Origin of the sequence: Melghirimyces profundicolus (assembly GCF_003054245.1) — a bacterium.
GTDB classification, from domain to species: Bacteria; Bacillota; Bacilli; order Thermoactinomycetales; family DSM-45169; genus Melghirimyces; species Melghirimyces profundicolus.
Window position 1 is genome coordinate 23,145 of record NZ_QBKR01000021.1, and the last position, 24,100, is coordinate 47,244.

27 protein-coding genes and 1 pseudogene are annotated in these 24,100 nt (G+C 53.0%); 26 read left to right on the plus strand and 2 right to left on the minus strand.

All coding sequences use genetic code 11. The annotated features are described in order from the left end of the window. Positions 1–12: 12 nt before the first annotated feature. The 19 genes and pseudogenes from C8P63_RS13920 to C8P63_RS14015 all read left to right on the plus strand — a co-directional run bounded on the left by C8P63_RS13920 (position 13) and on the right by C8P63_RS14015 (position 16,096). The gene (locus C8P63_RS13920) at positions 13–768 is read left to right on the plus strand and encodes a 2-phosphosulfolactate phosphatase (protein WP_108025258.1); all 756 of its coding nucleotides are present in this window, start codon (positions 13–15) and stop codon (positions 766–768) included. A 25-nt stretch (positions 769–793) separates the two neighbouring features. Next, positions 794–1,867, plus strand: coding sequence for a phosphotransferase family protein (locus tag C8P63_RS13925; protein WP_108025260.1), 1,074 nt, complete (start codon positions 794–796; stop codon positions 1,865–1,867). A gap of 65 nt (positions 1,868–1,932) precedes the next feature. Then, entirely contained in the window at positions 1,933–2,709 is a 777-nt protein-coding gene (locus tag C8P63_RS13930; protein ID WP_108025310.1) for an SDR family oxidoreductase, read from the plus strand. 336 nt (positions 2,710–3,045) lie between these two features. Then, positions 3,046–3,615 (plus strand): TetR/AcrR family transcriptional regulator, encoded by a 570-nt coding sequence (locus tag C8P63_RS13935; RefSeq protein WP_342748077.1) that lies wholly within the window; start codon positions 3,046–3,048, stop codon positions 3,613–3,615. Between the two features lie 224 nt (positions 3,616–3,839). Next, complete coding sequence (locus C8P63_RS13940; protein ID WP_108025261.1) at positions 3,840–4,595, plus strand: SDR family NAD(P)-dependent oxidoreductase; 756 nt, start codon at positions 3,840–3,842, stop codon at positions 4,593–4,595. A gap of 24 nt (positions 4,596–4,619) precedes the next feature. Beyond that, on the plus strand, positions 4,620–5,621 hold the full coding sequence (locus tag C8P63_RS13945; RefSeq protein ID WP_108025262.1) for an NADPH:quinone oxidoreductase family protein: 1,002 nt from the start codon (positions 4,620–4,622) through the stop codon (positions 5,619–5,621). Between the two features lie 87 nt (positions 5,622–5,708). Then, positions 5,709–6,572, plus strand: a complete 864-nt coding sequence (locus tag C8P63_RS13950; protein WP_108025263.1) for a branched-chain amino acid ABC transporter permease — start codon at positions 5,709–5,711, stop codon at positions 6,570–6,572. Beyond that, positions 6,572–7,591: a branched-chain amino acid ABC transporter permease gene (locus tag C8P63_RS13955; protein WP_108025264.1), complete on the plus strand. Its 1,020-nt coding sequence runs from the start codon at positions 6,572–6,574 to the stop codon at positions 7,589–7,591. Before C8P63_RS13950 ends, C8P63_RS13955 begins: the two co-directional genes overlap by 1 nt. Before the next feature lie 4 nt (positions 7,592–7,595). Further along, positions 7,596–8,381: an ABC transporter ATP-binding protein gene (locus C8P63_RS13960; RefSeq protein WP_108025265.1), complete on the plus strand. Its 786-nt coding sequence runs from the start codon at positions 7,596–7,598 to the stop codon at positions 8,379–8,381. Next, complete coding sequence (locus C8P63_RS13965; protein WP_281258729.1) at positions 8,368–9,072, plus strand: ABC transporter ATP-binding protein; 705 nt, start codon at positions 8,368–8,370, stop codon at positions 9,070–9,072. The genes C8P63_RS13960 and C8P63_RS13965 overlap by 14 nt, the downstream gene beginning before the upstream one ends. Positions 9,073–9,098: 26 nt before the next feature. After that, the gene (locus tag C8P63_RS13970) at positions 9,099–10,337 is read left to right on the plus strand and encodes an ABC transporter substrate-binding protein (RefSeq protein ID WP_425437312.1); all 1,239 of its coding nucleotides are present in this window, start codon (positions 9,099–9,101) and stop codon (positions 10,335–10,337) included. 284 nt (positions 10,338–10,621) lie between these two features. Beyond that, positions 10,622–11,788, plus strand: coding sequence for an acyl-CoA dehydrogenase family protein (locus tag C8P63_RS13975; RefSeq protein WP_108025268.1), 1,167 nt, complete (start codon positions 10,622–10,624; stop codon positions 11,786–11,788). A 38-nt stretch (positions 11,789–11,826) separates the two neighbouring features. Next, a complete protein-coding gene (gene fabG / locus C8P63_RS13980; protein WP_108025269.1) occupies positions 11,827–12,588 on the plus strand; it encodes a 3-oxoacyl-ACP reductase FabG in 762 nt (253 codons plus the stop codon). A gap of 28 nt (positions 12,589–12,616) precedes the next feature. After that, entirely contained in the window at positions 12,617–13,066 is a 450-nt protein-coding gene (locus C8P63_RS13985; protein ID WP_108025270.1) for a MaoC family dehydratase N-terminal domain-containing protein, read from the plus strand. Continuing rightward, the gene (locus C8P63_RS13990; protein WP_108025271.1) at positions 13,063–13,500 is read left to right on the plus strand and encodes a MaoC/PaaZ C-terminal domain-containing protein; all 438 of its coding nucleotides are present in this window, start codon (positions 13,063–13,065) and stop codon (positions 13,498–13,500) included. The genes C8P63_RS13985 and C8P63_RS13990 overlap by 4 nt, the downstream gene beginning before the upstream one ends. A 268-nt stretch (positions 13,501–13,768) precedes the next feature. Continuing rightward, positions 13,769–14,068, plus strand: a complete 300-nt coding sequence (locus C8P63_RS13995; protein WP_108025272.1) for a hypothetical protein — start codon at positions 13,769–13,771, stop codon at positions 14,066–14,068. Positions 14,069–14,279: 211 nt separating this feature from the next. Next, positions 14,280–14,904, plus strand: a pseudogene (locus C8P63_RS19610) (peroxiredoxin). A 364-nt stretch (positions 14,905–15,268) separates the two neighbouring features. Then, positions 15,269–15,694 (plus strand): CoA-binding protein, encoded by a 426-nt coding sequence (locus C8P63_RS14010; RefSeq protein WP_108025312.1) that lies wholly within the window; start codon positions 15,269–15,271, stop codon positions 15,692–15,694. Between the two features lie 219 nt (positions 15,695–15,913). Next, positions 15,914–16,096 carry a hypothetical protein gene (locus tag C8P63_RS14015; RefSeq protein WP_108025274.1) on the plus strand — a complete coding sequence of 61 codons (183 nt, stop codon included), beginning with the start codon at positions 15,914–15,916 and terminating at the stop codon, positions 16,094–16,096. Between the two features lie 186 nt (positions 16,097–16,282). Here C8P63_RS14015 and C8P63_RS14020 read toward each other — a convergent pair whose 3' ends face one another. After that, complete coding sequence (locus C8P63_RS14020; protein WP_108025275.1) at positions 16,283–16,690, minus strand: MFS transporter; 408 nt, start codon at positions 16,688–16,690, stop codon at positions 16,283–16,285. A 156-nt stretch (positions 16,691–16,846) separates the two neighbouring features. Between C8P63_RS14020 and C8P63_RS14025 the strand changes: the two genes are divergently transcribed. Next, positions 16,847–17,359 carry a DUF3907 family protein gene (locus tag C8P63_RS14025; RefSeq protein WP_108025276.1) on the plus strand — a complete coding sequence of 171 codons (513 nt, stop codon included), beginning with the start codon at positions 16,847–16,849 and terminating at the stop codon, positions 17,357–17,359. A 57-nt stretch (positions 17,360–17,416) separates the two neighbouring features. Here the strand turns inward: C8P63_RS14025 and C8P63_RS14030 are convergent, their stop codons facing one another. Next, on the minus strand, positions 17,417–18,475 hold the full coding sequence (locus C8P63_RS14030; protein ID WP_108025277.1) for an acyltransferase family protein: 1,059 nt from the start codon (positions 18,473–18,475) through the stop codon (positions 17,417–17,419). A 234-nt stretch (positions 18,476–18,709) separates the two neighbouring features. Here C8P63_RS14030 and C8P63_RS14035 point away from each other — a divergent pair, with 234 nt between their 5' ends. The 6 genes from C8P63_RS14035 to ytxJ all read left to right on the plus strand — a co-directional run bounded on the left by C8P63_RS14035 (position 18,710) and on the right by ytxJ (position 22,972). Further along, positions 18,710–19,411 (plus strand): tetratricopeptide repeat protein, encoded by a 702-nt coding sequence (locus C8P63_RS14035; protein ID WP_170109664.1) that lies wholly within the window; start codon positions 18,710–18,712, stop codon positions 19,409–19,411. 376 nt (positions 19,412–19,787) lie between these two features. Further along, the gene (gene nagA / locus C8P63_RS14040; RefSeq protein ID WP_245920920.1) at positions 19,788–20,942 is read left to right on the plus strand and encodes an N-acetylglucosamine-6-phosphate deacetylase; all 1,155 of its coding nucleotides are present in this window, start codon (positions 19,788–19,790) and stop codon (positions 20,940–20,942) included. Positions 20,943–20,971: 29 nt separating this feature from the next. Then, entirely contained in the window at positions 20,972–21,373 is a 402-nt protein-coding gene (locus C8P63_RS14045) for a DUF309 domain-containing protein (RefSeq protein ID WP_170109665.1), read from the plus strand. A gap of 138 nt (positions 21,374–21,511) precedes the next feature. Beyond that, the gene (locus C8P63_RS19810; RefSeq protein ID WP_108025280.1) at positions 21,512–22,087 is read left to right on the plus strand and encodes a hypothetical protein; all 576 of its coding nucleotides are present in this window, start codon (positions 21,512–21,514) and stop codon (positions 22,085–22,087) included. Positions 22,088–22,125: 38 nt separating this feature from the next. Next, positions 22,126–22,521, plus strand: coding sequence for a Myb-like DNA-binding domain-containing protein (locus tag C8P63_RS14055; RefSeq protein ID WP_108025281.1), 396 nt, complete (start codon positions 22,126–22,128; stop codon positions 22,519–22,521). 103 nt (positions 22,522–22,624) lie between these two features. Next, positions 22,625–22,972 carry a bacillithiol system redox-active protein YtxJ gene (ytxJ, locus tag C8P63_RS14060; RefSeq protein ID WP_108025282.1) on the plus strand — a complete coding sequence of 116 codons (348 nt, stop codon included), beginning with the start codon at positions 22,625–22,627 and terminating at the stop codon, positions 22,970–22,972. Positions 22,973–24,100: the final 1,128 nt, after the last annotated feature.

A 24,100-nucleotide genomic window follows, 5' to 3' on the forward strand; every position in this document is an offset into this window, starting at 1 on the left:
GGACGGCGACAGATGAAAACATTGCGCTTATGGCTGCGAAAAGAGGAGATCGATCCGGAAGCGTTGTCCGGAAGCACTGCCGTGGTCATCGATGTGTTGCTGGCCACCACCACGCTGCAGGCCATTGTGGAAGGCGGTGCCTGTCGCGTATTTCCGACCGGCAGCATGGAGGAGGCGTTGCGACTGCATCAATCTTTGGATTCGCCTCAAGTGCTGACCGGGGGGGAAGAAGACGGGTTGTTGATTGACGGTTTTGATTGCGGCCCGTTCCCCGATGAATTTGGTCCAGACAAGGTGAAGGGGAAGGATGTCGTCTTTTTAAGCACCAACGGGACGCGGGCCATCGCCGGAGCGCGGTCCGCGTCCCGGCTGCTCATCGCCTGCCTGCGAAATGCGCCGTCGGTGGCCCGGTATCTTTCGGAAACGGATTCCGACGACATTTATTTGATTTGTTCGGGATCGAAAGGACGTGTTTCCCTGGAAGACACCTTGTGTGCCGCCGTGATCCTGTCCCGGATGGATACACGGGGCTGGAAGCTGGATGATGCCGCTTGGCTGGTTCGGGAGTTCGGATGGACACAACAGCAAAAGACCGGGGAAATTCTTCAGCAAGCCCGGGTGGGCCGCTGGTTTATGCAAAACGACAAAGCTGACCTCCTTCGCTATGTCGGAGACATCGGGGCGAGCCACTCGCTGATCGAAGTGAAGAACGGGAGATTGCATCTCCTCCCTCCCCACCCCCAGTCCGCTTCTCCGGCCGAGCCGTAAAAAATGTTGGCGAGGTGAAACAACCATGTCTGAACAAAAGGAAACCGAAACGATCCCTGTCCGTCCCGGGGAAGATTTTGACCGGGAGCGGTTGTCCGGTTACCTGCGGGAGCACCTGGAAGACCTGCCCGGGGGATCCTTGGAGGTGCGGCAGTTTCCCGCCGGAGCCTCCAACCTGACTTATCTCCTTCGAATCGGGGACTGGGAAGCGGTATTGCGGCGCCCGCCGCTGGGGCCTCTGCCCCCCAAAGCCCACGACATGGAGCGGGAGGCGACTTTGCTGAAAAAGCTTCATCCGGTCTTTCCCCTGGCTCCGAAGCCCTATCTCCTCTGCACCGAACCCGGGGTGCTGGGAGCCGTTTTCTATGTGATGGAACGGAGAAAAGGGGTGGTCTTGGACGGAGATTTTCCGGCCGGCGTCGATGTGACAGAGGACCTTTGTCGACGGATTTCGGAGACGGTGGTGGAGACGCTGGTACGGTTGCATGCCATCGACTGGCGGGAAGCGGGGCTGGAATCCTTCGGCCGCCCGGAGGGTTTTTTGAAGCGGCAGGTGGAAGGGTGGATCCGACGTTATGACAAGGCGAAAACCGACGACATTCCTCAAGTGGAGCTCCTCACCCGCTGGCTGACCGGTCACATACCTCAAAGCCCGGCGGCGACGGTGATTCACAACGATTTTAAGTTGAACAACATGCTGTTGGACCCGTCGGATCTGAGCTCGCCCACCGCTGTCGTGGATTGGGAGATGACAACCATCGGAGACCCTCTGTTCGACTTGGCCGTCTCCTTGAGTTATTGGGTGCAACCGGATGACCCGGCGGAGTTGCGGGACATCTTGCCCTCGGTGACCGGACGGTACGGCTTTATTTCCAGGGAGCGGTTTTTGGAACTGTACGCGGCCAAAAGCGGTCGGGATTTGTCGTCGATGCACTTTTACATGACCTTTGCCTATTTCAAACTGGCGGTCATTATCCAGCAGATTTATGCCCGGTGGAAAAAGGGGCAAACCCGGGACCCCCGCTTCGCATCCTTCGGTGAACGCGTACGCGGCCTCATCCGTTATGCCGCTCAGTTTGCCAAAGCCGGACGGATTTAGTGGCACCTGTCGGCCGACTGGCCCACCGGCATTTTAAAAAAGTGACCCGGAAAGGATGGTTTTCATTGAACACCCAAGATTTGTTTCGCTTGGACGGAAAGACAGCGATTGTCACCGGAGGAGGAAGAGGGCTCGGTCAATACATGGCGGAAGCCCTGGCGGAGTCCGGGGCGAGGGTGGTCTTGTGTTCCCGGAAATGGGAGGCCTGTGAGCAGGTGAAAGAAGAGATTGAAAACAAGGGGGGAGAAGCTCTCGCCTTCGCCTGTGATGTTACCCGGCCCGAAGAGGTGGAGCGCGTGGTGGCGGCGACGGAGGAGGCCTTCGGCGGCGTGGACATCGTCGTCAACAACAGCGGGACCACCTGGGGGGCACCGCCGGAGGAGATGCCCGTTGATAAGTTTGAACGGGTGATGGATGTCAACGTGAAAGGGGTCTTTTTGATGTCCCAGGCGGCGGGAAAACGGATGATCGCCCGGGGCAAAGGAGGGAGGATCATCAATATCGCCTCCGTTGCCGGTCTGGGTGGCGGTCATCCCGAATACATGCAGACGGTCGGCTACAATTCCAGCAAGGGGGCGGTCATTACCATGACCAAAGATCTGGCAACCAGCTGGGCCCGGTACGGGATCCAAGTGAATGCCATCGCTCCCGGCTGGTTTCCCAGCAAAATGTCCCGGCCGCTTCTGGAGAAGTTTGAGGAAAAGATGCTCTCCCACATTCCGCTGGCCCGGTTCGGGCAACCGGATGATATCAAGGGAATCGCCGTGTTCCTGGCATCCCCTGCCGCCGCTTACATGACGGGACAGGTCGTGGTGGTGGACGGCGGGGCGACCGCTTGGTGAATTGCAGGGTGAATATACTGACCGGTGGGTTTTTGCGAGTTTTTGAAAAGGAGGAGGGAATCGGCGTCGTCACGATCGACAATCCTCCGATGAATCCCGGTCTGAGCTGACCTTCCCCGGGAGATGAAGCGGCTGATCGGAGATATCGTTTCAAAAAGAAAAACGATGTCTCCGATTTTTTACCTTGCTTTATCGGCAGTATAAAGATGGAGTCCAATCTTTTATACAAACATTCGGATTGGGGTCGGAATGTAGTAGAATGGTTAATGGACTGCGTCATTAATTTCCATCGAAGATGAAAGGCAATCGGTTCCGGAAGAAAGGGGAATTCACAGGGTGGATATAAAAAAGAAGATTATCGAACAGAGTATTCAATTATTTGAAATGAAGGGATTCAGCGAAACATCGATTCAGGATGTGGTGGAGGCGCTGGGTGTCACCAAAGGGACTTTTTACTATTATTTCAGCTCCAAAGAACAGTTGTTGAGAGAAATCCATTTGATGTATATCGATGGACTCTTAAAACTCCAGGAACAGATCATGGAAAATCCGGGGACCCGTTATCAAACCAAATTATATGAAACCGTTAAACTGTTGATTACGCAAATTAAAGTCACCGGCCGACCGGCCAGAGTATTCCATCGCGAGATGAGGCATCTGAAACCGGAAAGCGCTTCGATGGTGAAACAAAAGAGAAAGTTGTTTCGGTTAAACATCCAAAAAATCATCGAATCGGGAATGGAACACGGAGAATTCCGACAAGATTTACGAGCGGATCTTGTTGCGTTTGCCATCCTCGGGATGTGTAACTGGAGTTACAACTGGTTTGATCCCAACGGACCTGTGACGGATGAAGAACTGGTAGAGACGTACATGGAGACCCTGTTGAACGGGATTGTAAATTAGCTGTTTCTTTAAACATCGATTGTGTTCTCCTGTGAAAGGGGAGGGTTGGGGTTTCCGTCGAAGGGCAAGACATTGGATGGAGCAGAGAGGAACACCAACTCGACCGTCCCGTGGACGGTTTTCGTATAACCGATAAAATATGTTGAATATATGCACTTGTTGAAATATAATAAAAAATAAATACTTACCGGTTGGTATGTTTCGGGACGAAACGAGGGTTGGCAATGAGGTTGGCAAACCGAGTGGCGATCGTCACCGGGGCCGGAAGCGGGATTGGACGTGCGGCGGCACAAAAGTTTGCCCGGGAAGGGGCCAAGGTGGTGGTTGCCGATATCCATTCCGAAACCGGGGCGATGACAGCCGCTTCCATTCAAGAAGAGGGAGGAGAAGCGGCTTTCATCGCTGTCGACACCTCTTCTTATGAGAGTGTTAAGTCCCTTGTGGAACAGACACTGGAGCTTTACGGGCAATTGGATATCATGTTCAACAATGCGGGCATTGTCAGCGGACGATATTCTGTTCACGACATGCCGCTGGATGAATATCACCGAACAGTGGCGGTGAATCAGCACGGGGTTTTTTACGGAATCAAGGCAGCGGGAAACGCGATGAAAGAGAAGGGAGGCGTGATTATCAATACGGCTTCCATCTACGGATATATCGCCGATCGGAAACAATTTCCCTATCACGCCAGCAAAGGGGCCGTGGTCATGATGACCAAATCGGCCGCCTTGGATTTGGCCCGCTTTAACATCCGGGTGGTCGGCGTGGCGCCGGGTCTGGTCGAAACCGGTATTGTAAGTGAATGGAGAAATCATCCGGATCTTTGGAACAAGGTTGAAAAGGCCCAGATGAGGGGCAAGGCGGGTACACCGGAGGAAATCGCCAATGTGGCGGTTTTTCTGGCCAGTGATGAGGCTTCCTTTATGAACGGCCACGTTTTTTGCGTGGATGACGGAGCGGCTTCCTTCAAGCGATAAAAAATCGGGCAAGGAGGAATCATCGTGCGGGCATGGCAGGTTCAACAACTGGGGGATCCGAGTGAGGCTCTGCATCAGGTGGAGTTGGCCAAACCAAGGCCGGAATCGGGAGAAGTATTGATCAAGGTGGAAGCGGTAGCTCTGAACTTTCTTGATATCTTGCTTTGCCAGGGCAAGTATCAGGAGAAGCCGTCCTTGCCGTTTACGCCCGGCGCCGAGATTTCAGGGACGGTGACCGAGGCCGGGGAAGGGGTCTCTCTGAAAGCGGGGCAGCGGGTGTTGGCTACGCCGCCCTTGCCGCGTGGAGGACTTACGGAATGGGTCTGTGTGCCGGAAGATCATGTTTATTCCATTCCGGATTCGATGTCCTGGAATGAGGCGGCATCGATGTTTATCACTTACCAGACCGCTTACTATGCGCTGCATCGGCGCGCCGGAATCCAACCGGGCGAAGTGTTGTTGGTTCATGCCGGAGCCGGAGGAGTGGGGTCCGCTGCGATTCAATTGGGATTGGCGGTCGGGGCCCGTGTGATCGCCACCGCAGGAGGCCCGGAAAAAGTGAACATTTGCAAAGAACTGGGGGCTGAAGCGGTCATCGACTATCGGACAGAGGATTTTGTGAAAATCGTGAAGGAAGCGACGGAAGGCCGTGGGGCCGATGTAATCTTTGACCCGGTTGGCGGTGACACCTTCGACCGTTCCAAAAAATGCATCGCATTTGAGGGACGGCTGCTCGTAATCGGCTTCGCCGGAGGCCGCATCGCCGACGCCCCGACCAACCATGCCTTGGTTAAAAATTATTCTGTGGTCGGGGTCCATTGGGGATTGTTCCGCCGGCTGATGCCGGAACGGGTGATACAAGCGCATCGTGAATTGATGGAATTGTACGAAAAAGGAGCGATTCGACCCCTTGTATATAAGCAGTTTCCCTTTGGGGAGTTGCCGCAAGCCTTGAACCTTTTGGCGGATCGGAAAACATGGGGGAAACTGATTTTGACTCCTCCTGTGGTTCAGGCTGTTAAGTAGGGGCTCCAAAATACCAACCGGTTTAGTCATTGAGGCGGATGCTTTTTTTCCGAAACGGTTCCGTGGCCAAGAAGGAGGGAAAGAAGTGTGGATCTGTTTTTACAACAGCTGTTAAACGGCTTGTCGACAGGCAGTGTGTACACTCTCGTGGCACTGGGTTTAACCATGGTGTTCGGCGTGTTGCACATCCCCAATTTTGCCCATGGTGCATTTTATATGATCGGTGCTTACGTCACGTTGACGGTGATGACCATTTTAGGGTTACACTACTGGGTTGCCATGATCTTTTCCGTTTTCGTGATCGCGTCGTTGGCGGTTCTGTCCGATCGGCTGGTCTACCACCCGCTTCGAAATGCTTCACCGCTGCAACATATGATCGCGGCCGTTGGTATTTTGTTGTTTTTGGAAGCGCTTGCGCAGGTTTTGTGGGGAGCTGATTATCGCCGAATGGAAACTTCCTATGATGATGTCGTCCATATTTTCGGGCTGACAGTGACCGAACAGAGGTTGTTGATTCTGATCGCCGCAGTTGTGATCATGGCGGCCCTTCATTGGTTCCTGAGGAAAACGATGATCGGTTCAGCGATTATCGCCATGGCGCAAAACCGGGAAGGAGCTTACTTGGTGGGGATCAACGCAAATGTGATCTCTGTCTTAACTTTTGCCATTTCCGGAGCGTTGGCAGCGGCGGCCGCGACGCTGGCCTCTCCGATCAACCTCATTTTTCCGGCGATGGGTAACCTCGTGATTATGAAAGCCTTTGTCATCATTATTATCGGTGGAATGGGCAGTATACCGGGAGCCATTTTGGGAGGCTATTTATTGGGGGTGGCGGAGAGCTTTGGTGCCACTTATATCTCCGGCGACTATAAAGATATGATTGCGTTCGTATTACTCGTGATTATCTTGACTGTAAAACCGACAGGCCTGTTTCCGGGGAGGGTGCACTGATGGATAAAGTGATGAACATTAGAAACGGCGTGATTCTCACTTTTATCATCACGCTTCTCCTGCCGTTCATCGTGCAAAGCCAGTATGTTTTGCACGTCGTGACGATGGCGTTGATCTGGGCGATCAGTGTATACGGTTACAACATGAACGTCGGTTACGTCGGGTCATTGTCCCTGGCCCACGTCGGTTTTTTTGCCATCGGTGCATACACACTCGGCCTGTTAACCGTGAAAGCCGGTTGGAATTTTTGGCTCGCTTTTATGGCGGCTCTCGTCCTGTCCGCGGCGATCGGGTTCCTGGTTGGATTGGTGTCGTTTCGCACGAAAGGTCACTTTTTCGCGATCTACACGATGTGTGTCGGGTTTATTATCTATCTCATCATCGATAAGTGGGACAGCTTGACAGGAGGCGTTCGCGGTTTGATCGGCATACCCCATCCGGCTCCGATCGGCCCCCTCACCTTTGACACGTTAACCTCACAATATTACTTGGTGTTGTTCTTCCTGGCAGTGACGATTTTGGTGGCCAAGCGCCTTCTTCACTCCCTGCTCGGGCGGACCTTTCTGGCAGTCAATAACAGCGAAGAGCTTGCCCGGGCAATTGGCATATCGACAAGGAAAAACCAACTGTTGTCCTTCGTGATCTCCTGTTTTTTTGCCGGATTGGCCGGTGCTTTATACGCCTCCTTCGTCCGGTTTATCGGGCCCGACATCGCTTCCATCGTCCTGGGATTCGAAATGTTAATGTACTTGATCATCGGCGGGATCGGAACGTTGGCCGGTCCTTTGGTGGGGACGCTTCTCATGGTGTGGCTGACACAGTCGCTGCAGTTCTTGCAGGATTCCCGCATGGTCCTATTCGGGCCGGTTCTGGTGTTGCTTGTCATCTTTTATCCGCAGGGGATTGTCGGAGGGATCACCAACCATTGGAGGAAGAGGCGTAAACGATCGGATTTAAAACATTCGGAGTCAAAACTTCCGAAGCAGGTTCCAAGTCATCGTGTAAACGCGAGGAGGTGAATGGATGTTCTTAAAAGTCGAACAGCTGACAAAGAGGTTTGGAGGGTTGACAGCCAATCACAACAACGACTTAGAGGTGCATAAGGGCCATATTCACGCGATTATCGGGCCGAACGGGGCCGGCAAAACAACTTTTTTCAACCTGATCAGCGGTTTTCAACCGCCGACCTCCGGAACCATTACCTTTAAAGGCACGGATATTACAGGGATGCCGCCAAACAAAATTGCCGAACGGGGCATTGCCAGAACGTTTCAAACGACCCATCTGTTTGAAAAAGCGACGGTCCTGGACAACGTCATGATCGGGAACCGGTTGAGGACCCAATCCGGGTTTTGGGATGCCATTTTCAGGACGAGGCGTGAAAGGCGGGAGGAAAAAGAGAGCCTGAATAAGGCTTATAAAGTGCTGGAGTTTGTAGGACTCCCCCATCTGGCCGATGAACCGATCGCGGGTATCACCCAAGAACAAAAAAAGCGGGTCGCCTTTGCTCTGGCCCTCGCAACCGAACCGGAACTGGTGCTGCTGGATGAGCCTGCGGCAGGCGTCAATTCCGGCGAGACGGACGGGCTTGCGGCATTGATCAAAAAGATGACGAAAAGGGGCCTTACCGTTTGTCTGATCGAACACAAAATGGCGATGATCATGTCGCTGGCGGATCGAATTACGGTGCTCAATCAAGGGGAACGCATCGCGGAGGGAACGCCTAAGGAGATTCAAAATCATCCGGCGGTCATCGAAGCGTATTTGGGAGGTGGTCAACCTGAATCCAGCAGAACTGAAACTGTCTGATTTGTGCGTGAACTACGGCCGTTTCACCGCGTTGAGAGAGGTTTATATGGAAGTGAAACGGGGCGAGTTGGTGGTGTTGCTCGGGGCCAACGGAGCCGGGAAAAGCACGATTTTCCGGACGATCAGCGGGTTGACTAAACCCAGTTATGGTGAGATAACCTTCCTCGACAAAAAAATAAGCGGTTGGTCGCCCAACCGCATCGTAATGTTGGGAGTCGTTCAATGTGCAGAAGGAAGAAAGCTGTTCCCGGGTATGACTGTGTTTGAAAACCTGAAGATGGGCGGTTTTGTCCATCGCCAAAACAAGCGGGAACTGAAAGCACTGTTTCCATACGTGTTCGATTTATTTCCGATCTTGCGGGAAAAAAAAGACCAACCGGCGGGGTCCTTGAGCGGGGGCCAGCAGCAGATGCTGGCTATTGCGAGGGCATTGATGGCCAAACCGAAGCTTCTGTTGCTGGATGAGCCGTCCCTGGGACTGGCGCCTCTCATCGTCAAGCAGCTTTTCGATATCATTCAAAGAATCAACCAAGAAGGGACCACCGTTCTGCTGGCGGAGCAAAATGCGAGTGCGGCGTTGAAAATTGCGGACCGGGGTTATGTGATCGAAAGCGGCGAAATCGTCATCGAGGGAAGTAGCGAAACCTTGTTAAACCATGATCAAATCAGAAAAGCATATATCGGAGCTTAAAGGAGAAGAAAGGGGAATTCGGCATGGTGAAAATCAGAAAACTCCAACTATTGGTGTTAACGGTATTGTTGGCTTTCAGTTTGACAGGGTGTCTAAGTCAGTCCATGGACAGCACCAGTGCCGGGGGAGGAAAAAAGAACGAGGAGGAAGCGAAGACGGAAACTCCTGAAGTCGCCGAAGGAGAAAAGGTCGTAAACATCGGTTACAGCGGACCGTTGAGCGGACCAGCAGCCCTGTACGGACAAAATGTGCTGAACGGTATCGAAATGGCGGCAAAGGAAATCAACAACAGCGGCGGTTTCAAAGTCGGCGGTCAGACCTATAAGATCAACCTCGTCGCATTGGATGACAAGTACTTGCCCAATGAGACGGGGACGAACGCCAAACGTCTCGTTCAGGAAAAGGACACTTCGATCGTTTTTATTCCTCACAGCGGTGGTGTGCTTGCATCGCAAGTCTTTAATGAGAAGGACGAATTTATCATCGGGGCATATACCAGCGAACCGCGAATCGAAAAGCAGAACAATGCATTGACGGTGGGGATTCCTCCTAAATATAGCAACTATCCCGAAATGTTCTCCGAATACGCGATGAAGAAATTTGGGAAGAGACTGGCCGTTCTCCCGACGGCGACCCAGTACGGCAAAGACTGGACGGAAACGCTGGTCCCAGTTTGGAAGAAAATGGGCGGAGAAGTGGTTTATAAAACGGAGATCGATTTTAACAAAGAGACCGATTTTTATTCGACTGTGACCAATGCCTTGGATAAAAAACCCGACGTTCTGTTTGTCGGCGGACCTTCGGAACCGACGGCTTTGGTGATGAAACAGGCGAAGCAACTCGGGTTCAAAGGCGGGTTCATGGTGATGGACCAAGCTAAAATGGAAGAGATGGCCAAGGTGTTGGGCGGTTACGACAAGCTGAACGGCATGATCGGGGTGAAGCCGGTTCGTGAAAATAACGAACCCGGTACCGCCAACTTTGTGAAAACATACGAATCGAAATACAAAAAGCTGGCCACATCTGAATCCGCTTTCAATTACCAGTCTTTGTACGTTTTCGTGGAAGCGATGAAGGCAGCGGGGACGGTGGATGAGCCGAAAAAGATTATGGCCGGTATGGATGAGGGCATCAAGAATCTTCCCAAAGAAAAGAGCATTTACCCCCTTGAGGGGATTACTCAGAAAGGCGGATTTATCTGGCCGCCCCATGTCGCAGCAGTGGAAGACGGCAAAGTGGTCATTATCGAAGGGGATAAAAAATAACGGGACATTGGTTGGATCTTTACCTGGATGACGTATTCCCCCCTCCGGCATCCTGCGCCGGGGGGATCCTCATGCAGATCCACCCGGTGCTCGTCGAAGTAATCCATCGATCGTCCGATTTGGAGGGGAGAAGAAATTCCTAAGGGCCTGTGCCCAACCGGGGCATGGGTCTTCATTGCGAAACGATCTGAAGGGTTTGGATTCGTCGTTATTTTATGATAAAATAGAAAAAACAAACATACCAACCAGTTGGTATTCTTTGAAAAAAGGGTAGGCGAAGGCATATGCATTTACGGTTAACAGAGGAACAAAAAATGATTCAACAAACCGTCCGCAAGTTTGTTCAGAAAGAACTTATGCCATTGGAACCCGAAGTTCTGCGAAATGAAAGAGAAGGAAAACCAGGGATTTCCCGGGAAAAGAAAAAAGAATTGCAAAAAAAGGCAGCTGATTTGGGTTTTTGGGGAATCAACACGCCCAAAGAGTACGGGGGTGCTGATTTAGGGCAGGTGATGCAAGCGGTTTTAACCATCGAAATCTCCAAAACCTTCGTTCCCTTTTTTTTCGGAGGGTATGCCGACAACATTCTTTATTATTGTAACGAGGAACAGAAGAAACGCTATTTGATCCCCACCCTCAACGGAGAGAGAATATCCTGTTTTGCTCTTACGGAACCCGGGGCGGGTTCGGATACGCGCAGAATCAAAATGTCGGCGGAAAAACGGGGAAACGAATGGGTACTGAACGGTGAGAAAATATTTATCACCAACGGAAACGAAGCGGACTTTGCCATGGTCTTTGCTGTTACGGACAAAGAGAAAAAAGGCCACGGTGGAGTGACCTGTTTTCTCGTCGACCGTGATATGGGCTGGCGATCGGAATATATCCACACGATGGGAGAATGGGGTCCGGCCTCACTCATTTTTGACAATGTCCGTGTACCGGAAGAGAACGTATTGGGAGAGTTGCATGGTGGTTATCAACTCGGGTTGGAATGGATCGGATTTCACAGGTGGTTGGTCGGTGCAAGAGCGGTAGGCAGTGCGGAACGGGTTTTGCAAATGGCGATCGACCATTCCAAGCAGAGGATCACCTTTGGGAGACCGTTGGCGGACAGACAGGCGATCCAATGGCAAATCGCCGATTCAGCGGTTGAGATCGAGGCTGCCAAGTGGTTGGTCTTCAATGCGGCGTGGACGTTGGATCAAGGGGAGGACAACCGGCACCTGGCATCCATGGCAAAGTTGTTCGGAGCGAACATGGGAAATCGCGTCATCGATCGCGTCCTGCAAATCCATGGTGGAATGGGGTATACGAAAGAGCTCCCCATTGAACGTTGGTACCGGGAAGCGCGGTTGTGGAGGATTTATGACGGAACCGACGAAATTCAGAGGATGATAATCGCCAGAAACCTTCTGAAAGGACATGTGAAACTGGGGGATCTGGTTTGATCTGATTTTAGTTTTATATCGAAGAGGAGGAGAGAATCATGGATCGATTGGCGGGAAGGGTTGCTTTGGTGACAGGTGCCAGCCGGGGAATCGGCAAAGGGATTGCCCAACGTTTCGCCAAGGAAGGGGCGAAGGTGTGCCTTGCCGACCTCAATGAAGAACAATTGCGTGCAACGGAGAAGGAATGTAAAGAGCAAGGCATGGAAATCATCGCGATCCAAACCGATGTAACCGATCGAAGTCAAGTGGAGAACACGGTCGGCGAGACCGTGCAAAAATGGAGACGATTGGATATTCTCGTCAACAACGCAGGCATTATTCGCGATAATCTGTTGTTCAAAATGACGGACGACGATTGGCAGCAGGTGTTAAACGTACACTTGACGGGTTCCTTTTATTGCAGCCGTGCCGCGCAAAAACATATGGTGGAACAAAACTACGGGCGGATTATCAACTTGTCTTCGACATCGGCCCTGGGTAACCGGGGACAGTCCAACTACTCGGCGGTGAAAGCGGGTTTGCAGGGCTTTACCAAGACGTTGGCGATCGAGCTCGGGAGATTCGGGATCACTTGCAATGCCATCGCTCCGGGATTTATTGAAACGGATATGACCCGGGCGACGGCGGCGAGGATCGGCGTCGATTTTGAAGATTTTGTCGAAGCGGCCCGAAAGCAGATCCCCGTCGGGCGTGCCGGAAAACCGGAGGACATTGCCAATGCGGCTCTGTTCTTCGCCTCGGAGGAATCGTCGTTTGTCAGCGGTCAAGTCCTTTATGTTGCCGGCGGTCCGAAAGCGTAACTGAAAAAAATGTAAAGTGGGTGGAACTATGTGGACAGATCGGCTCGGAAGCCGTTCGCAGGGAGAAGTGAATGAAGTGGAAAAGGGGGCGGTCCGGAAGTTCGCTGAAGCCATTGGCGACCTCAATCCGCTTTACCTCGATGATGAGGTGGCGAAAAACAGCCGATACGGAAAACGGATCGCACCGCCCACCTTTCCGATCACCTTTCGCTACGGCTTCATCGAAGGGTTGGAGTTGCCCAAAAGCGGCTTGATTCACGGCGATCAACGGTTTGAGTACCAGCGTCCGCTGTTTGTCGGTGAAGAGGTGTTTTGTTATCTCGTATTCAAAGATGCTTTTGAAAAAGAGGGGAGCCGTGGACGGTTGGATTTTCTCGTCTTTGAACGGGTGGGGGAGGATCAAGAGGGGGAGCGTATTTTTGCCGCTCGCTCGACCATTATTGTGACGGAAGCGGTTCGAAAGGAGATGTACACATGACTCAGCAGCTGTCTGTTCATTGGGAAACCGGGGACCGGTTGGAACCCATCACCCTGCCGCCGGTGACCCGCTTGGAGCTGATCAAATACGCGGGGGCGTCAGGCGACTACAACCCGATCCATACCATCGACGAGGCGGCTGAAAAAGCGGGGTTGCCGGGGGTAATCGCTCACGGGATGCTGACGATGGCGAAAATTTCGCGGTTGTTCTCAACCCAGCTGGAGTCCGGTTTTGTGCAAAATTTTTACACCCGCTTTGTCGGCATGGTGTTCATAGGCGATGTCATCACGCTTGGCGGAAAAGTGATCGGCAAAGAAAAAAGGAATCAAGATACAGTCTACCGGTTTGAAGTGTTTGCACGCAATCAAAAAGGAAAGGATGTCGCCGTGGGAGAACTCACTTTTTTCACCTTGGGTGATTTGACCCGGGCATGAAAAAAAGTGGGCCGTTGTGCGGCCCTCTTTTTGTGCGAATCTCCATTCGATCCCTTCGACCACGTTTTTTCCGGTGGGGTCTGTACGCCGTGGGATAGGGAGATGGTTGCTCCCGGAACCGAAAATCCGGGAGTGAATCCGTTCATACCTCCCTCCGGTCGGTACTGCCTTCAATGTATGGTGTTCGCCAGGGAAAGTGAGAATTACCGATTTTTTCCTCCGTATTCTCTTCTCCTTCCGGACAGAATCCAGCATAGGAGGTGTTTGCATGGCGGAGCGGAACGGTTGGAGCGGCAGTCCGGGCGTTCCCTTGATTTCCGACGGGAAAGAGAGGCAGAAACGTTCCCATGACCGCTATGAGGTGTATGTCAACGGGAAATTCATGGGACATAAAGTCTTGTCATCCGAAAGCGAAAGCCCTCAGGATGTGGAGACTTATCTGGTTTCCATGGGGATCCATTGTTTCACTCTCCGGGTGGAGGGGGACCGGATCCGAATCCGGACGGAAGGGAAACTGCATGAAAAATCGGTGAGGGACCATATAGCCGCCCACCTCAAAAACCGGTGACCGGGATGCTTCATCTTCGGCACAGACCCGGACTTGGTGGACCGTACCATTTATCAGTTGAAATCGCTGGGAAAAAACGATACATATTACTGATAAAAGAATGGAAATCATTGAAGAAAGTGGTATGGCAAAGATTCACCCCGCTCCCGGAGGGGGGGTTTTTCTGTACATGCTGTTTTTTTCCATTCAACCGCATGGGGTGGAGTGAGGGATGGAAACAGGGGAGGTGAATGAGGTGCCGGAAGAGACGACAGGGGAGTGCCGTCTGCCTTTTTGCGCCACCCGGGATGATCCAGCCCCGGATTTTTCCGCTTCCGCGTATTTCAATGGAAAGGTGGAGAAGATCAATCTGAAGGATTACCGGGGGAGCTGGGTGATCCTCTTCTTCTATCCCAGCGACTTCACCTTTGTCTGACCGACGGAATGGGCGGCGGTCGCCGCCATCTATCCGCAGATCCGGCAAATGGGGGGCCGGCTGTGGGGAGTCAGCACCGACAGCGTTTACAGCCATAAAGTGTTTACCGAGATTTCCCCTTCGGTCCGGAACCTTCCGTATCCTCTGATCAGCGACCGAAGCCAGCAAATCAGCCGTTCTTACCGTGTCCTGGATCCGGAATCGGGTACGTCTTTTCGTGCCACGGTTGTTCATTGGCCCGGAGGGGTTCATCGTTTCCAAACAGGTGTACCCGTCCAATGTGGGACGTTCCGGTCCGGAAATTCTGCGATTGTTCCAGGCTTTGCTGTTTGGCGCAAGAACAGGTCTGGGGGTTCCCGCCAATTGGGTCCCGGGAATGCCCGGTCTGAAAAGGGACGTCCAGGATGCGGGAAAAATATGAATCGAGCCGCCGCAAATCGATGCGGTGGCTTTTGGTTTCCGTGAGTTGGGAAAAAGAAGAACCGGCTCTTTAACCGGTCCGTTCGATCTGTATTCGTTTCCGGAAATGAAAAAGAGGCTGTCGACCGGTTGGACCGCCGTTTCGAGACCGAGGAGAGGAGAAGGAAAGGGTTCGACAGCCTCTTGAAAGAAGGAGGTATATTATAGTGATATATTTTTGTATATATCTAAGTATATTATATCGGGTGATCATATGAAAAAGGAAGTGTCTGTTTTTTCCATCGCAGGTTTTGCAACCTGCCCTTTTTCACTTCTTTGGGAATCCGTTTTCGGGGTATGGTATTGTAAGGGAAAAAGGAGGAATGATCGTGTTTCAGAACCCGGACAATGAGCAAATCCGAGAACGATTGAAAGAAGCGAAAAACATTGCAGTGGTCGGTCTCTCCGACAAACCCCACCGGACCAGCCACATGATCGCCCGGGCACTGCAACAGGCGGGTTACCGCATTTTTCCCGTCAACCCGACGCTGGAAGGACCGGTTTTGGGAGAACCCCCCTATGCTTCCGTCGAGGCGATTGATGAACCAGTGGATATTGTGGATGTGTTCCGCAGAAGCGAGCACTGTGTCCCGGTGGCCCGCGACGCGGTGGCCGCGGGGGCAAAAACGCTGTGGCTGCAACAGGGGATCTTCAACGAAGAGGCGGCTCGGATTGCTCGGGAGGCCGGTTTAACCGTGATCATGGACCGTTGCATCAAAGTGGACCACGCCATCCTTCTCGGAAGAAGCTGACCGATCATCCGGTGCCAACCGGGTGCGGATGGAATAAATGATGGGGAAGGGCTCCCGCCTGTCGAGGGAAGTTTCAGGCATTCACCCTTTTTGGGATCGGAGGGGTTCTCCGGGCCCGGTGATTGACAACGAGACCCCATATGGAATCATAATATAAAACAGGAGTCCGCCACCTTTCAGCCACAAGCACCGATTCTCTTTTAAGAGAGGTGATGGCTTGTGCAAACGATGAAGTTGTCCGCTTTAATTTTGACAGTTTCTCCTGATTTGTACGACCTGCTTCGGAAAGAAGAGTTGGATTCGGAAGTGCTCGTTACCGATATTCAAGCCCTGAACAGGGAAGATATCAGCGAAATTATCGAACAGGCCATTCAACAGCATCACCGGGCTCCGTACCATTGATTGTGTATGGCCGGCAAATCCCCTTCACTGTGGGTGAAGGGGATTTTTTGTGGTTCGACCGGGGATGGAGATCCCCGGATTTTTTTATTTCGGGCAATAAAATCTATTGTTCTCACGAATCAATCTGATGAGAAGCAGTAAAAGCGTTGTGAAAAAGTGAGCGGCAGCATTTACCCAAGCCCACTCTCATACGGGGACGGTGTCCGTGCGTTCCAAGCCGGCTTTCTCCCGTATTTCCATTCCGCTTGCCACCCGTCGGAAGAACAGAAGACCGGACCCTCCCAAGCCTGAAAAGAGAAGGGCCATCCCCCGGGCAGGGAGAAATCCCCCGAGGGTAATGAAGGCACCCCCGAGGATCATGGTAACGAAAGCCATGATTTGATCCACGGCCATGTAAGTACTTCGGGCATGATCCGGTGCCAATTCACCCAACATCGCCTTATTCACGGGAATGAAGGTGGCTTCGCCGACGGTCAGTACTCCCATCGTGAACACCAATACCCAGGGTGTGAGGCCCAAGGTCAATCCGGCGTAACCCCAAGTGCAGAGGAAGATACCGAAGGTGTTTCGGTCAGGATGAACCAGGTGATCCAAAAAGATATCATCACGGGAAACATTTTCTCTTGAAAAAGGTCAGGGAACGATTTTCCGCGGAAAATCGGGTTGTGTCGGCCGGGTGAATCCGTGCTATACTGAGGTCGAAAGAACAGTTGTACAGTCTGTGCCTTCTCAAGGGGGTTCTTAAAGGATATGCCTCAGGAACAGACGAAGGAGTTGTGTGAACGGACCCGGGGGCACCTCCGGGATGCCAACCGTCTGCTGAATGATTTCCTTGACCAGCATAATCTGCGGACGCTGACAAGCGAAGAGTCGGAAAGGAGCGGGAATGAAAACTTTCTCAGGGAGTTTCTGGCCGATCTTCGGCGTTTGGCCGTCTTTTGCGACCTGGGATACGAAAAAGTGAGCCTGGTCCTCCGTCGGGCGAAGTTCAACGAGGAATTTGCCGCCAAAGTACTGAATGAAGTGTTCCGTTCCTGTGTCAACAACTTCTACTGTCCCCGCAATGAAGTTTATGAAGAAGACGGACGCTATTCCTATACCAATCGTGATGCCTTCCGCTTCCGGGAGGAACCCCCGGAATCATTAAAAGAGTTGACATTTCGGTTATCCCGGATTTTTGAAAAGTTGAGAGATGAATTGGAATATTATGAGACCGATCCCATCACCCGTCTCCGGATGCAGAGACATTCCGCCACATCCTGAGATTCATCTTGGGGCAACAAAAGACCCGCTTCCGGTTCGGAGAGCGGGTCTTTTGTCTCAACCGGTTTTGCTGCGCTTTTCCTCGTCCCCTTTTTTTGAAGAGGAAAAGATCCAACTCAACCGGGGCTGTACCAGCGGGCGGGTCACTTTGTAAACCCAATCGGAAGAAAGAAAGAAAGTGAGTCCGATCGCTGCCAGGATAACGAGTCCATGCTGAAAGAAGGTTTGCAGGTGTTCCTCCGGTTCAAAGGCTTTGAAGGTCTTGATGAAAAATCCGTGCCACAAGTAGACGTAAAGGGAACGGCTTCCCAGTCGGCTGATGAAGGTCTTTCTCTCCGGCACCAAAGCCAGGAAACAGAGGGAGGCAAAGATTGCAAGGGCAAACGTGAGGATCCGGTAACCGCCCGCATACCACTCGGTTTGCCCCAGCTCTTCATAAGGAAACGAGTAGTACAGCCACCGTCGCCAATCCAGGTCCAGTACAAGGGAATGGTATTGAAACCAATGCATGAGGGCCGGCAGAACAACCATCCCTCCGACAGCGAGCCATCGTCTTCCCCGGGTGAAAAGGAAGTTAAAATGATGTCGTTCCAAATAATATCCCGCGATGAAGAAGGGGAAAAAGGCCGCCGTCCGGGCCAGTCCCAACAGGCTGTCCGCACCGTCCATGTAACCGGCCAGGACCGCCAGCAACACGGAGGTCAGAACCGGATATTTCAACTGGATGAAGTAGGGGAGAATCACTCGCCAGGTGAAAAGGCTGAGAAGAAACCACATCAGCCAGTACGGGTCGAGAACGGAGAGGCTGAAGTCTGAGAACTCCCGGGGAAGAGCGGCAAAGACGGAATAGAGAACCTGAAACAGCACATAAGGGATCAAAATCGTACGGATCGCCTTTTGTGCCTGGTCTTGGCGATGGATGTTTTTTGAAAAATAACCGGCTATCAATATGAAAAGCGGCATATGGAAGGTGAAAATGGTCAGATAAAGGGCCATCATCCATTCGCTTTGGTCAACGAAGGGACGGATGGCATGGCCAATCACCACCAGTGCAATCAATAAAAACTTTACATTATCGAAGTAGTAATCCCTTTCTGCGGATTCATTTGCTTTCATGGTCGGTGAAAACCCCTTGATGCCATTTTTGGTTGATCTCTCTTCTTCTATTTCCTACTTCATAAACTTACAATAACATGGAAGTCAATAAAAGAACCGATAACGTCAGACGATTCGGATATTTTGTCGAAAAGGCGTGACAAAAAATGTCGAATGCGATAAAATCAACGTTGTTATATATCGTCCAAGATGCGGGTGGATCGAAGGGATAATCAGGCAGAAGGGGGAGTCCAGATGACTGGAGGCACGGCGGCCAAGGTGGATGAGGTACATACGGACGACCGGGCGTTGACGCAGATCGGGGGCAACGGAAACGCGGAAGTCGACCGGTATTGGGATCTGGCCAGGCTGAAGGTGAGGAGAAAACGGTTTTCCGAAGCGCTGGCTGCCCTGGAAGAATTGTTGGAGGCGGATCCCTTTCATGTGGAGGGCCTTCTGTTACGGGCCCGGGTGTTGGAGGAAGCGGGTCGGATGGATGAGGCCCGCAAAGCCTATCGGAAGGTGATATCCGGGTATCCGGAATACAGTCCGGGCCACCGCGAGTTCGGGAGGTTTCTTCTGTTCACCGAAGGATCCCCCGGTGCCTCGGAAACCCATTTGATGAAGGGGCTGACCATCAATCCTCAGGACGCTTTCGCCCATGCCCTTCTGGCTGAAGTGTACGCCCGAACCGGCCGGAAGCAGCAGGCGCTTCTTCATGTGGAGATCGCTTCCCGGTTCCGGACGGAAGACATCCGGTACTTTGAAGTGTGCGCCAAAGTACTCGCACGCTTGGGGGAATCGACGGAACAAGTCCGTCTGTTGAAGCGCACCGTGTTTTCCCATGCTGATAACCGGGCGGCCAAGGTCCGGTTCAAACGGGCGATGCGGGCGGAACGAAGGGAAAAAAAGAACCCGAGAGCATTCAAGCGGTACTTGCAAAAAGTTTTGCCCTGATTCGGGAAACAGAAAATGAGAAAAATATTCACACAAACATCGACAAATTTCGAAACCTGTGTTATAGTAAAAATGTAAGCGAGGTTGACCTCCTTGCTTCAGGCTTGGACGGAGCCGTCGTGGAGTCATCGATGAAGCGAGAAGCTCCCCTCCGGAGCACGTCAAGCTACCACGCTTCTTAACTCCTTAATCTTGACCCTCTTTCATGTGGCCAGGTGTTCCCATCCTGGTCTTTTTCTTTTGCCCTCCGACGGTATGGTCTTTTGCCACGGATCCTTCCCTGAAAAAAAACGATTGGATTGACGCAGCCCCTCTCCGAAGGTAAGCTACAGGGGAGTGGCCGTCCGAGGCGGAATCAGACAGGGAGGGATGGCACGTGACCGTTAAAGTGTTCCGGGGTCCGGTGGTCCTGGCGAAGGGGTTGCTGGAAGATGGAATGGTGGTGACCGAAGGGGAGAAAATCCGGTATGTGGGGCTCCCCCGCCGGGTGGAGAAGGCCGGGGAAGAAGTGGTGGCTTCCGGAACGATCTGGCCGGGATTGATCGATCTTCATGTTCACGGCACCGGAGGGGCGGATGTAATGGATGGAACCCCGGAGGCGTTGGAGACGATATCCCGGACTTTGGCGTCTTACGGTGTAACCGCTTTTCTGGCAACCACGGTCACCATGGACCGGCTCCGTCTCCAGAAAGCGCTGGCCAATGTGGCCAAGGCGGGGTCCCGCTTGTCCGGGGCACGGGTTCTCGGCGTGCATCTGGAAGGGCCGTGGATCTGTCCGGCCAGGTGTGGGGCCCAAAACCCGGATTACGTAGTGGACCCCGGGCCCCAAGATGCGGAGTGGGTTTGGAAAGCGTCCGGGGGCGGACTCCGAATCGTCACGCTGGCCCCCGAACGCCCGGGGGCCCTGGATTTGGTTCGGAAGCTGGCGGAGCATGGAGTGGTGGTTTCCGCCGGACACACGTCGGCCACTTATCGGGAAATGGAAACAGCGATCGAGGCGGGAGTCTCCCATGTGACCCATGCTTTCAACGCCATGACGGGACTGCATCACCGGGAGCCCGGTGTGGCCGGAGCCGCCCTGACGGATGACCGGCTGACCGTTGAGTTGATCGGCGACGGTTTTCATGTCCATCCCGCGGCGGTGAAACTGTTGGCCCGGGCGAAACAGCCGGATGGCCTGATTCTCATCTCGGACGGGATCCGGGCTGTCGGCCGTCCTGACGGGATTTACGAGCTGGGCGGACTGAAGGTGACGGCCCGAAACGGGAAAGCGGTTTTGGAGGACGGAAGTTTGGCGGGCAGTCTCCTCACCTTGGACCGGGCGGTATACAACACGGCGGATTATGCGGGCATTCCCCTTTGGCAAGCGGTGCGGATGGCGTCTCTCGCCCCGGCGAAGCGACTGGGACTCGAAGGGGAGATGGGAAGCCTGGAACCGGGGAAGCGTGCTGACCTCGTAGTGACGGACGGGGACGGAAGGGTTTCCCGGGTGTTCGTCGGGGGCCGGGAAGTGCCGGTGGAACGGCCTTGAAAGCCGGAAGGGAGGGAGAGTGCCCCACTGTGAAAAGCTATCATCCCCTTTATCTGCGTTTTTTCAAATATTACCATGCGGGCCGGTATTGGGAAGCCCATGAGGTATTGGAAGAGTTGTGGCAGACGCAGCGGGATAACGATTTCTATCACGGGTTGATCCAAGTGGCGGCCATCATGCACCAGTTGAAACGGGGGAAAGTACGGGGGGCCCGGAAGCTTTCCGCCAGTGCCATCAGATACCTCACCCCTTTTTCCCCGGAGACGGAGGGGGTCGATGTCCGCAGGGTTCTCCGCTGGTTGAACCGGTGTCTCGAGGTGTTGCCCGAAAGGCCCCGGATCATGGACCCCCGGGAGGTGGAGTCCCTCGGTCTCGGTACCTGCGAGCTTCCCGACATGGCCTCATCCATCAACCGATCCCCGTCCCGCTAAAAGGGAGGACCGGCCGAAAAGCCGGTTTTTTTCTTTATCCAATCAAAAACTCTTTTATTTTTGAATGAGAAATGTCACCTTTTGATCCTCTGCCTAATAAGATATACCGATAGAATGTCGATCAAAAGGAGGATATCCATGAAAGGGCGCTGTTGGACGGAAGAAGAAGATCGATTGTTGGCAGAAACGGTTCTCCGTTCGGTCCGGGAGGGCGGCCATCAGCTGAGAGCCTTTGAAGAGGTTGCCGAAAAAATTGACAGATCCCCGGGAGCCTGCGGGTTTCGGTGGAATGCCGTCGTCAGGAAGAAGGAAGCGGAAGCCTTTCGGGAAGCGAAAAAGGAACGGGTGGCCAAACAGCTGAAAAATAAACGGGAAAGCTCCTTCTCGTTAAAAGAGGTCATCCATCAGCTGAAAGAATTCGAAGCCGAATACCGGTCCACCCGGGCGCACCTTACCGAACTGAAACGCGAGTTGGACGAAAAAAAGAGAAAGCTGGGAGATGCGGAAGCGGAACATCACCGTCTGACAAAGGAATGGAAGGCCTTCGAAAATTTTCAAAGCGAAATCAAAGACCGATACACGAGTCTTCTCCGCCTGTTCCAGACAGCTCGGGACCTGGAGTTAACAAAAGGGGATTCGGAAAAAAATACAACCGACGCGGAATATGCTCCGGATGGGTCACAAGCGCAGTCGGAACGGGAAGTCGAATCATAACCATATAGCATGGCGAAAACGAAAGAGGTGCAGGACTGATGTCCCGTTCCTGGAGCCCCGAGGAAGACCGAATGCTGCTCAGATGGGTCACCCAGTGCCGGCAACTGGGAATGAGCCGCGCCGATACCTTCGCATCCGTCGCGGACCGTCTGGATCGGAGCGAGAGCGTTTGCTTCTCGAGATGGAAAGTGTTGAGCAAAGAAGCGGCCAAAGCCCAAGCCCGTCAGCCGAACTCGTCCACCCTTCAGGAGCGCATTCGTCGGCTGGAGGAAAAACTGGAGGCCAACCAGAATGAAATGAAGAAACTGATGGAGGAAAATCGCAAGACGAGGGAAGAGATGAGATTTTTTGAAATCATGCTGCTGGAAGAATACCGGATTCTCATCAGCCTGCTGGACAAGAAAAATCCCAAGCCCCGGCTTCATCGGTTGTGATTCGAACAGGGGACCCGAAAACGGGTTCTTTTTTATTTGCGGGATTTCACCGGCGGGGAAAATACGGTATGATCTTGGTAACCGTGTGCAAGGAGTGGGATGAATGGCGCAATGGAAAGAAATAACGACAGTGGAAGAGTGGGAACAAGCTCTCCGCCGTTCCGAAGAACAGCCGGTTCTGGTGATTAAACACAGCACGCGCTGTCCGGTCAGCGCGGAAGCCTGGGAGGAATACCGGGAGTTTGTCTCCGGCAAGGCGCCGGAAGAAGCGGAGTATATCATGGTGAAAGTGATCGAATCCCGGGAAGTGTCCAACCGGATTGCTGAGGATTTGGAGGTGCAGCACAAGTCTCCCCAAGCCATCCTGTTCCGAAACCGGAAACCGGTTTGGCACACCTCCCATTGGCACATTAAAACAGCAGCACTGGAAGAAGCATTCCAAGCGCATTGAATACACGGCGGGCAACCCGGAAACGGGTTGCCCGTTTGGTTATGGAAGTGTCCGGTTTCCGTCGATAACCGGACAAAAGGAAGGTGTTGCGGGCTTGTTTTTGGAACGGGACAAAAGGGGCGTTCATAGACTGGGGTAGAAGCCCAGTCGATGACATACGAAAAACCCCCGGATGAGGGCCGGGGGTTCGCAGAAGGATTTAGTAATAGCCCCAGACACCGACCAGGGCGAAAATGGTGGCAATGACCAGCAGGAACAGAAGCAGCCGACGCAGGCCAAAACCATAGCCATAACCGTAGCCCATTTATCTCACCTCCTTTTCAAAGTAAAGAGGTGTTTCTTTTCACCCGAATCGCCCGGAATGCATCAGCAAATATAGGGAATCAGGGCGAAGATGGTGGCGATGACCAGCAGGAAGAGCAGCAGACGGCGCAGACCGAACCCGTAACCGTATCCGTATCTCATGGAAAACACCCCTTTCCTGCGGAAGGTGAGGTTCCGGATCAATAACCGTATCCCCAGATACCGACAAGGCCAAAGATGGTGGCGATGACCAGCAGGAACAACAGGAGGCGTCTCAGCCCAAATCCATAGTAACCGTAGCCAGACATTCGTAACCCCCCCTTTTCATTTGATTGAAATGGGCGGGTACCCGAAATGCCCCGCCATAAAAGGGAATTTTACTATTCTCAACCCTGCCGTGAACCTGCCGGACTCTGCCATGAACCTACCAGCACCAACCAAGCAGTGCGAAGATGGTAGCGATCACCAGCAGAAAGAGCAATAAACGCCCCAGTCCGAATCGGTAGTCTCCTTTGCCTGACATATTTCCCCTCCTCCGCTCTTTTGCTACAACCTATGCACCCAGAAAGGGATGTGTACAGGCGGATATCACGGGGTAGGCGAATTAAAGAAAGGCATCGGTTTACAGAGCGCCGACGAACCAGAAGATGGTCGGAATTACAAGGAGGAACAGAAGGAGTCGTTGCAGCCCTCCGCCGGGATATTTGCCGTAGTAGCCCCAGGGATCAATCATGGGAGTGACGTCCTCCTTTCATCGAAGTGGGGTCGCACAATCACAACGCTTCTGGGACCCTTTGGTACAATCTATGCCATCGGAGTGGAATC

What these genes read in the sequence shown, in the direction of transcription:
- C8P63_RS13975 (WP_108025268.1), top strand. Translation starts at nt 10,622, where the DNA reads ATGCATTTACGGTTAACAGAGGAACAAAAAATGATTCAACAAACCGTC.
- C8P63_RS13990 (WP_108025271.1), top strand. Translation starts at nt 13,063, where the DNA reads ATGACTCAGCAGCTGTCTGTTCATTGGGAAACCGGGGACCGGTTGGAA.
- ytxJ (WP_108025282.1), top strand. Translation starts at nt 22,625, where the DNA reads ATGGCGCAATGGAAAGAAATAACGACAGTGGAAGAGTGGGAACAAGCT.
- C8P63_RS13985 (WP_108025270.1), top strand. Translation starts at nt 12,617, where the DNA reads ATGTGGACAGATCGGCTCGGAAGCCGTTCGCAGGGAGAAGTGAATGAA.
- C8P63_RS13925 (WP_108025260.1), top strand. Translation starts at nt 794, where the DNA reads ATGTCTGAACAAAAGGAAACCGAAACGATCCCTGTCCGTCCCGGGGAA.
- C8P63_RS14025 (WP_108025276.1), top strand. Translation starts at nt 16,847, where the DNA reads ATGCCTCAGGAACAGACGAAGGAGTTGTGTGAACGGACCCGGGGGCAC.
- C8P63_RS13940 (WP_108025261.1), top strand. Translation starts at nt 3,840, where the DNA reads ATGAGGTTGGCAAACCGAGTGGCGATCGTCACCGGGGCCGGAAGCGGG.
- C8P63_RS14030 (WP_108025277.1), bottom strand. Translation starts at nt 18,475, where the DNA reads ATGAAAGCAAATGAATCCGCAGAAAGGGATTACTACTTCGATAATGTA.
- C8P63_RS14035 (WP_170109664.1), top strand. Translation starts at nt 18,710, where the DNA reads ATGACTGGAGGCACGGCGGCCAAGGTGGATGAGGTACATACGGACGAC.
- C8P63_RS13995 (WP_108025272.1), top strand. Translation starts at nt 13,769, where the DNA reads ATGGCGGAGCGGAACGGTTGGAGCGGCAGTCCGGGCGTTCCCTTGATT.
- C8P63_RS13960 (WP_108025265.1), top strand. Translation starts at nt 7,596, where the DNA reads ATGTTCTTAAAAGTCGAACAGCTGACAAAGAGGTTTGGAGGGTTGACA.
- fabG (WP_108025269.1), top strand. Translation starts at nt 11,827, where the DNA reads ATGGATCGATTGGCGGGAAGGGTTGCTTTGGTGACAGGTGCCAGCCGG.
- C8P63_RS13955 (WP_108025264.1), top strand. Translation starts at nt 6,572, where the DNA reads ATGGATAAAGTGATGAACATTAGAAACGGCGTGATTCTCACTTTTATC.
- C8P63_RS14055 (WP_108025281.1), top strand. Translation starts at nt 22,126, where the DNA reads ATGTCCCGTTCCTGGAGCCCCGAGGAAGACCGAATGCTGCTCAGATGG.
- C8P63_RS19810 (WP_108025280.1), top strand. Translation starts at nt 21,512, where the DNA reads ATGAAAGGGCGCTGTTGGACGGAAGAAGAAGATCGATTGTTGGCAGAA.
- C8P63_RS13920 (WP_108025258.1), top strand. Translation starts at nt 13, where the DNA reads ATGAAAACATTGCGCTTATGGCTGCGAAAAGAGGAGATCGATCCGGAA.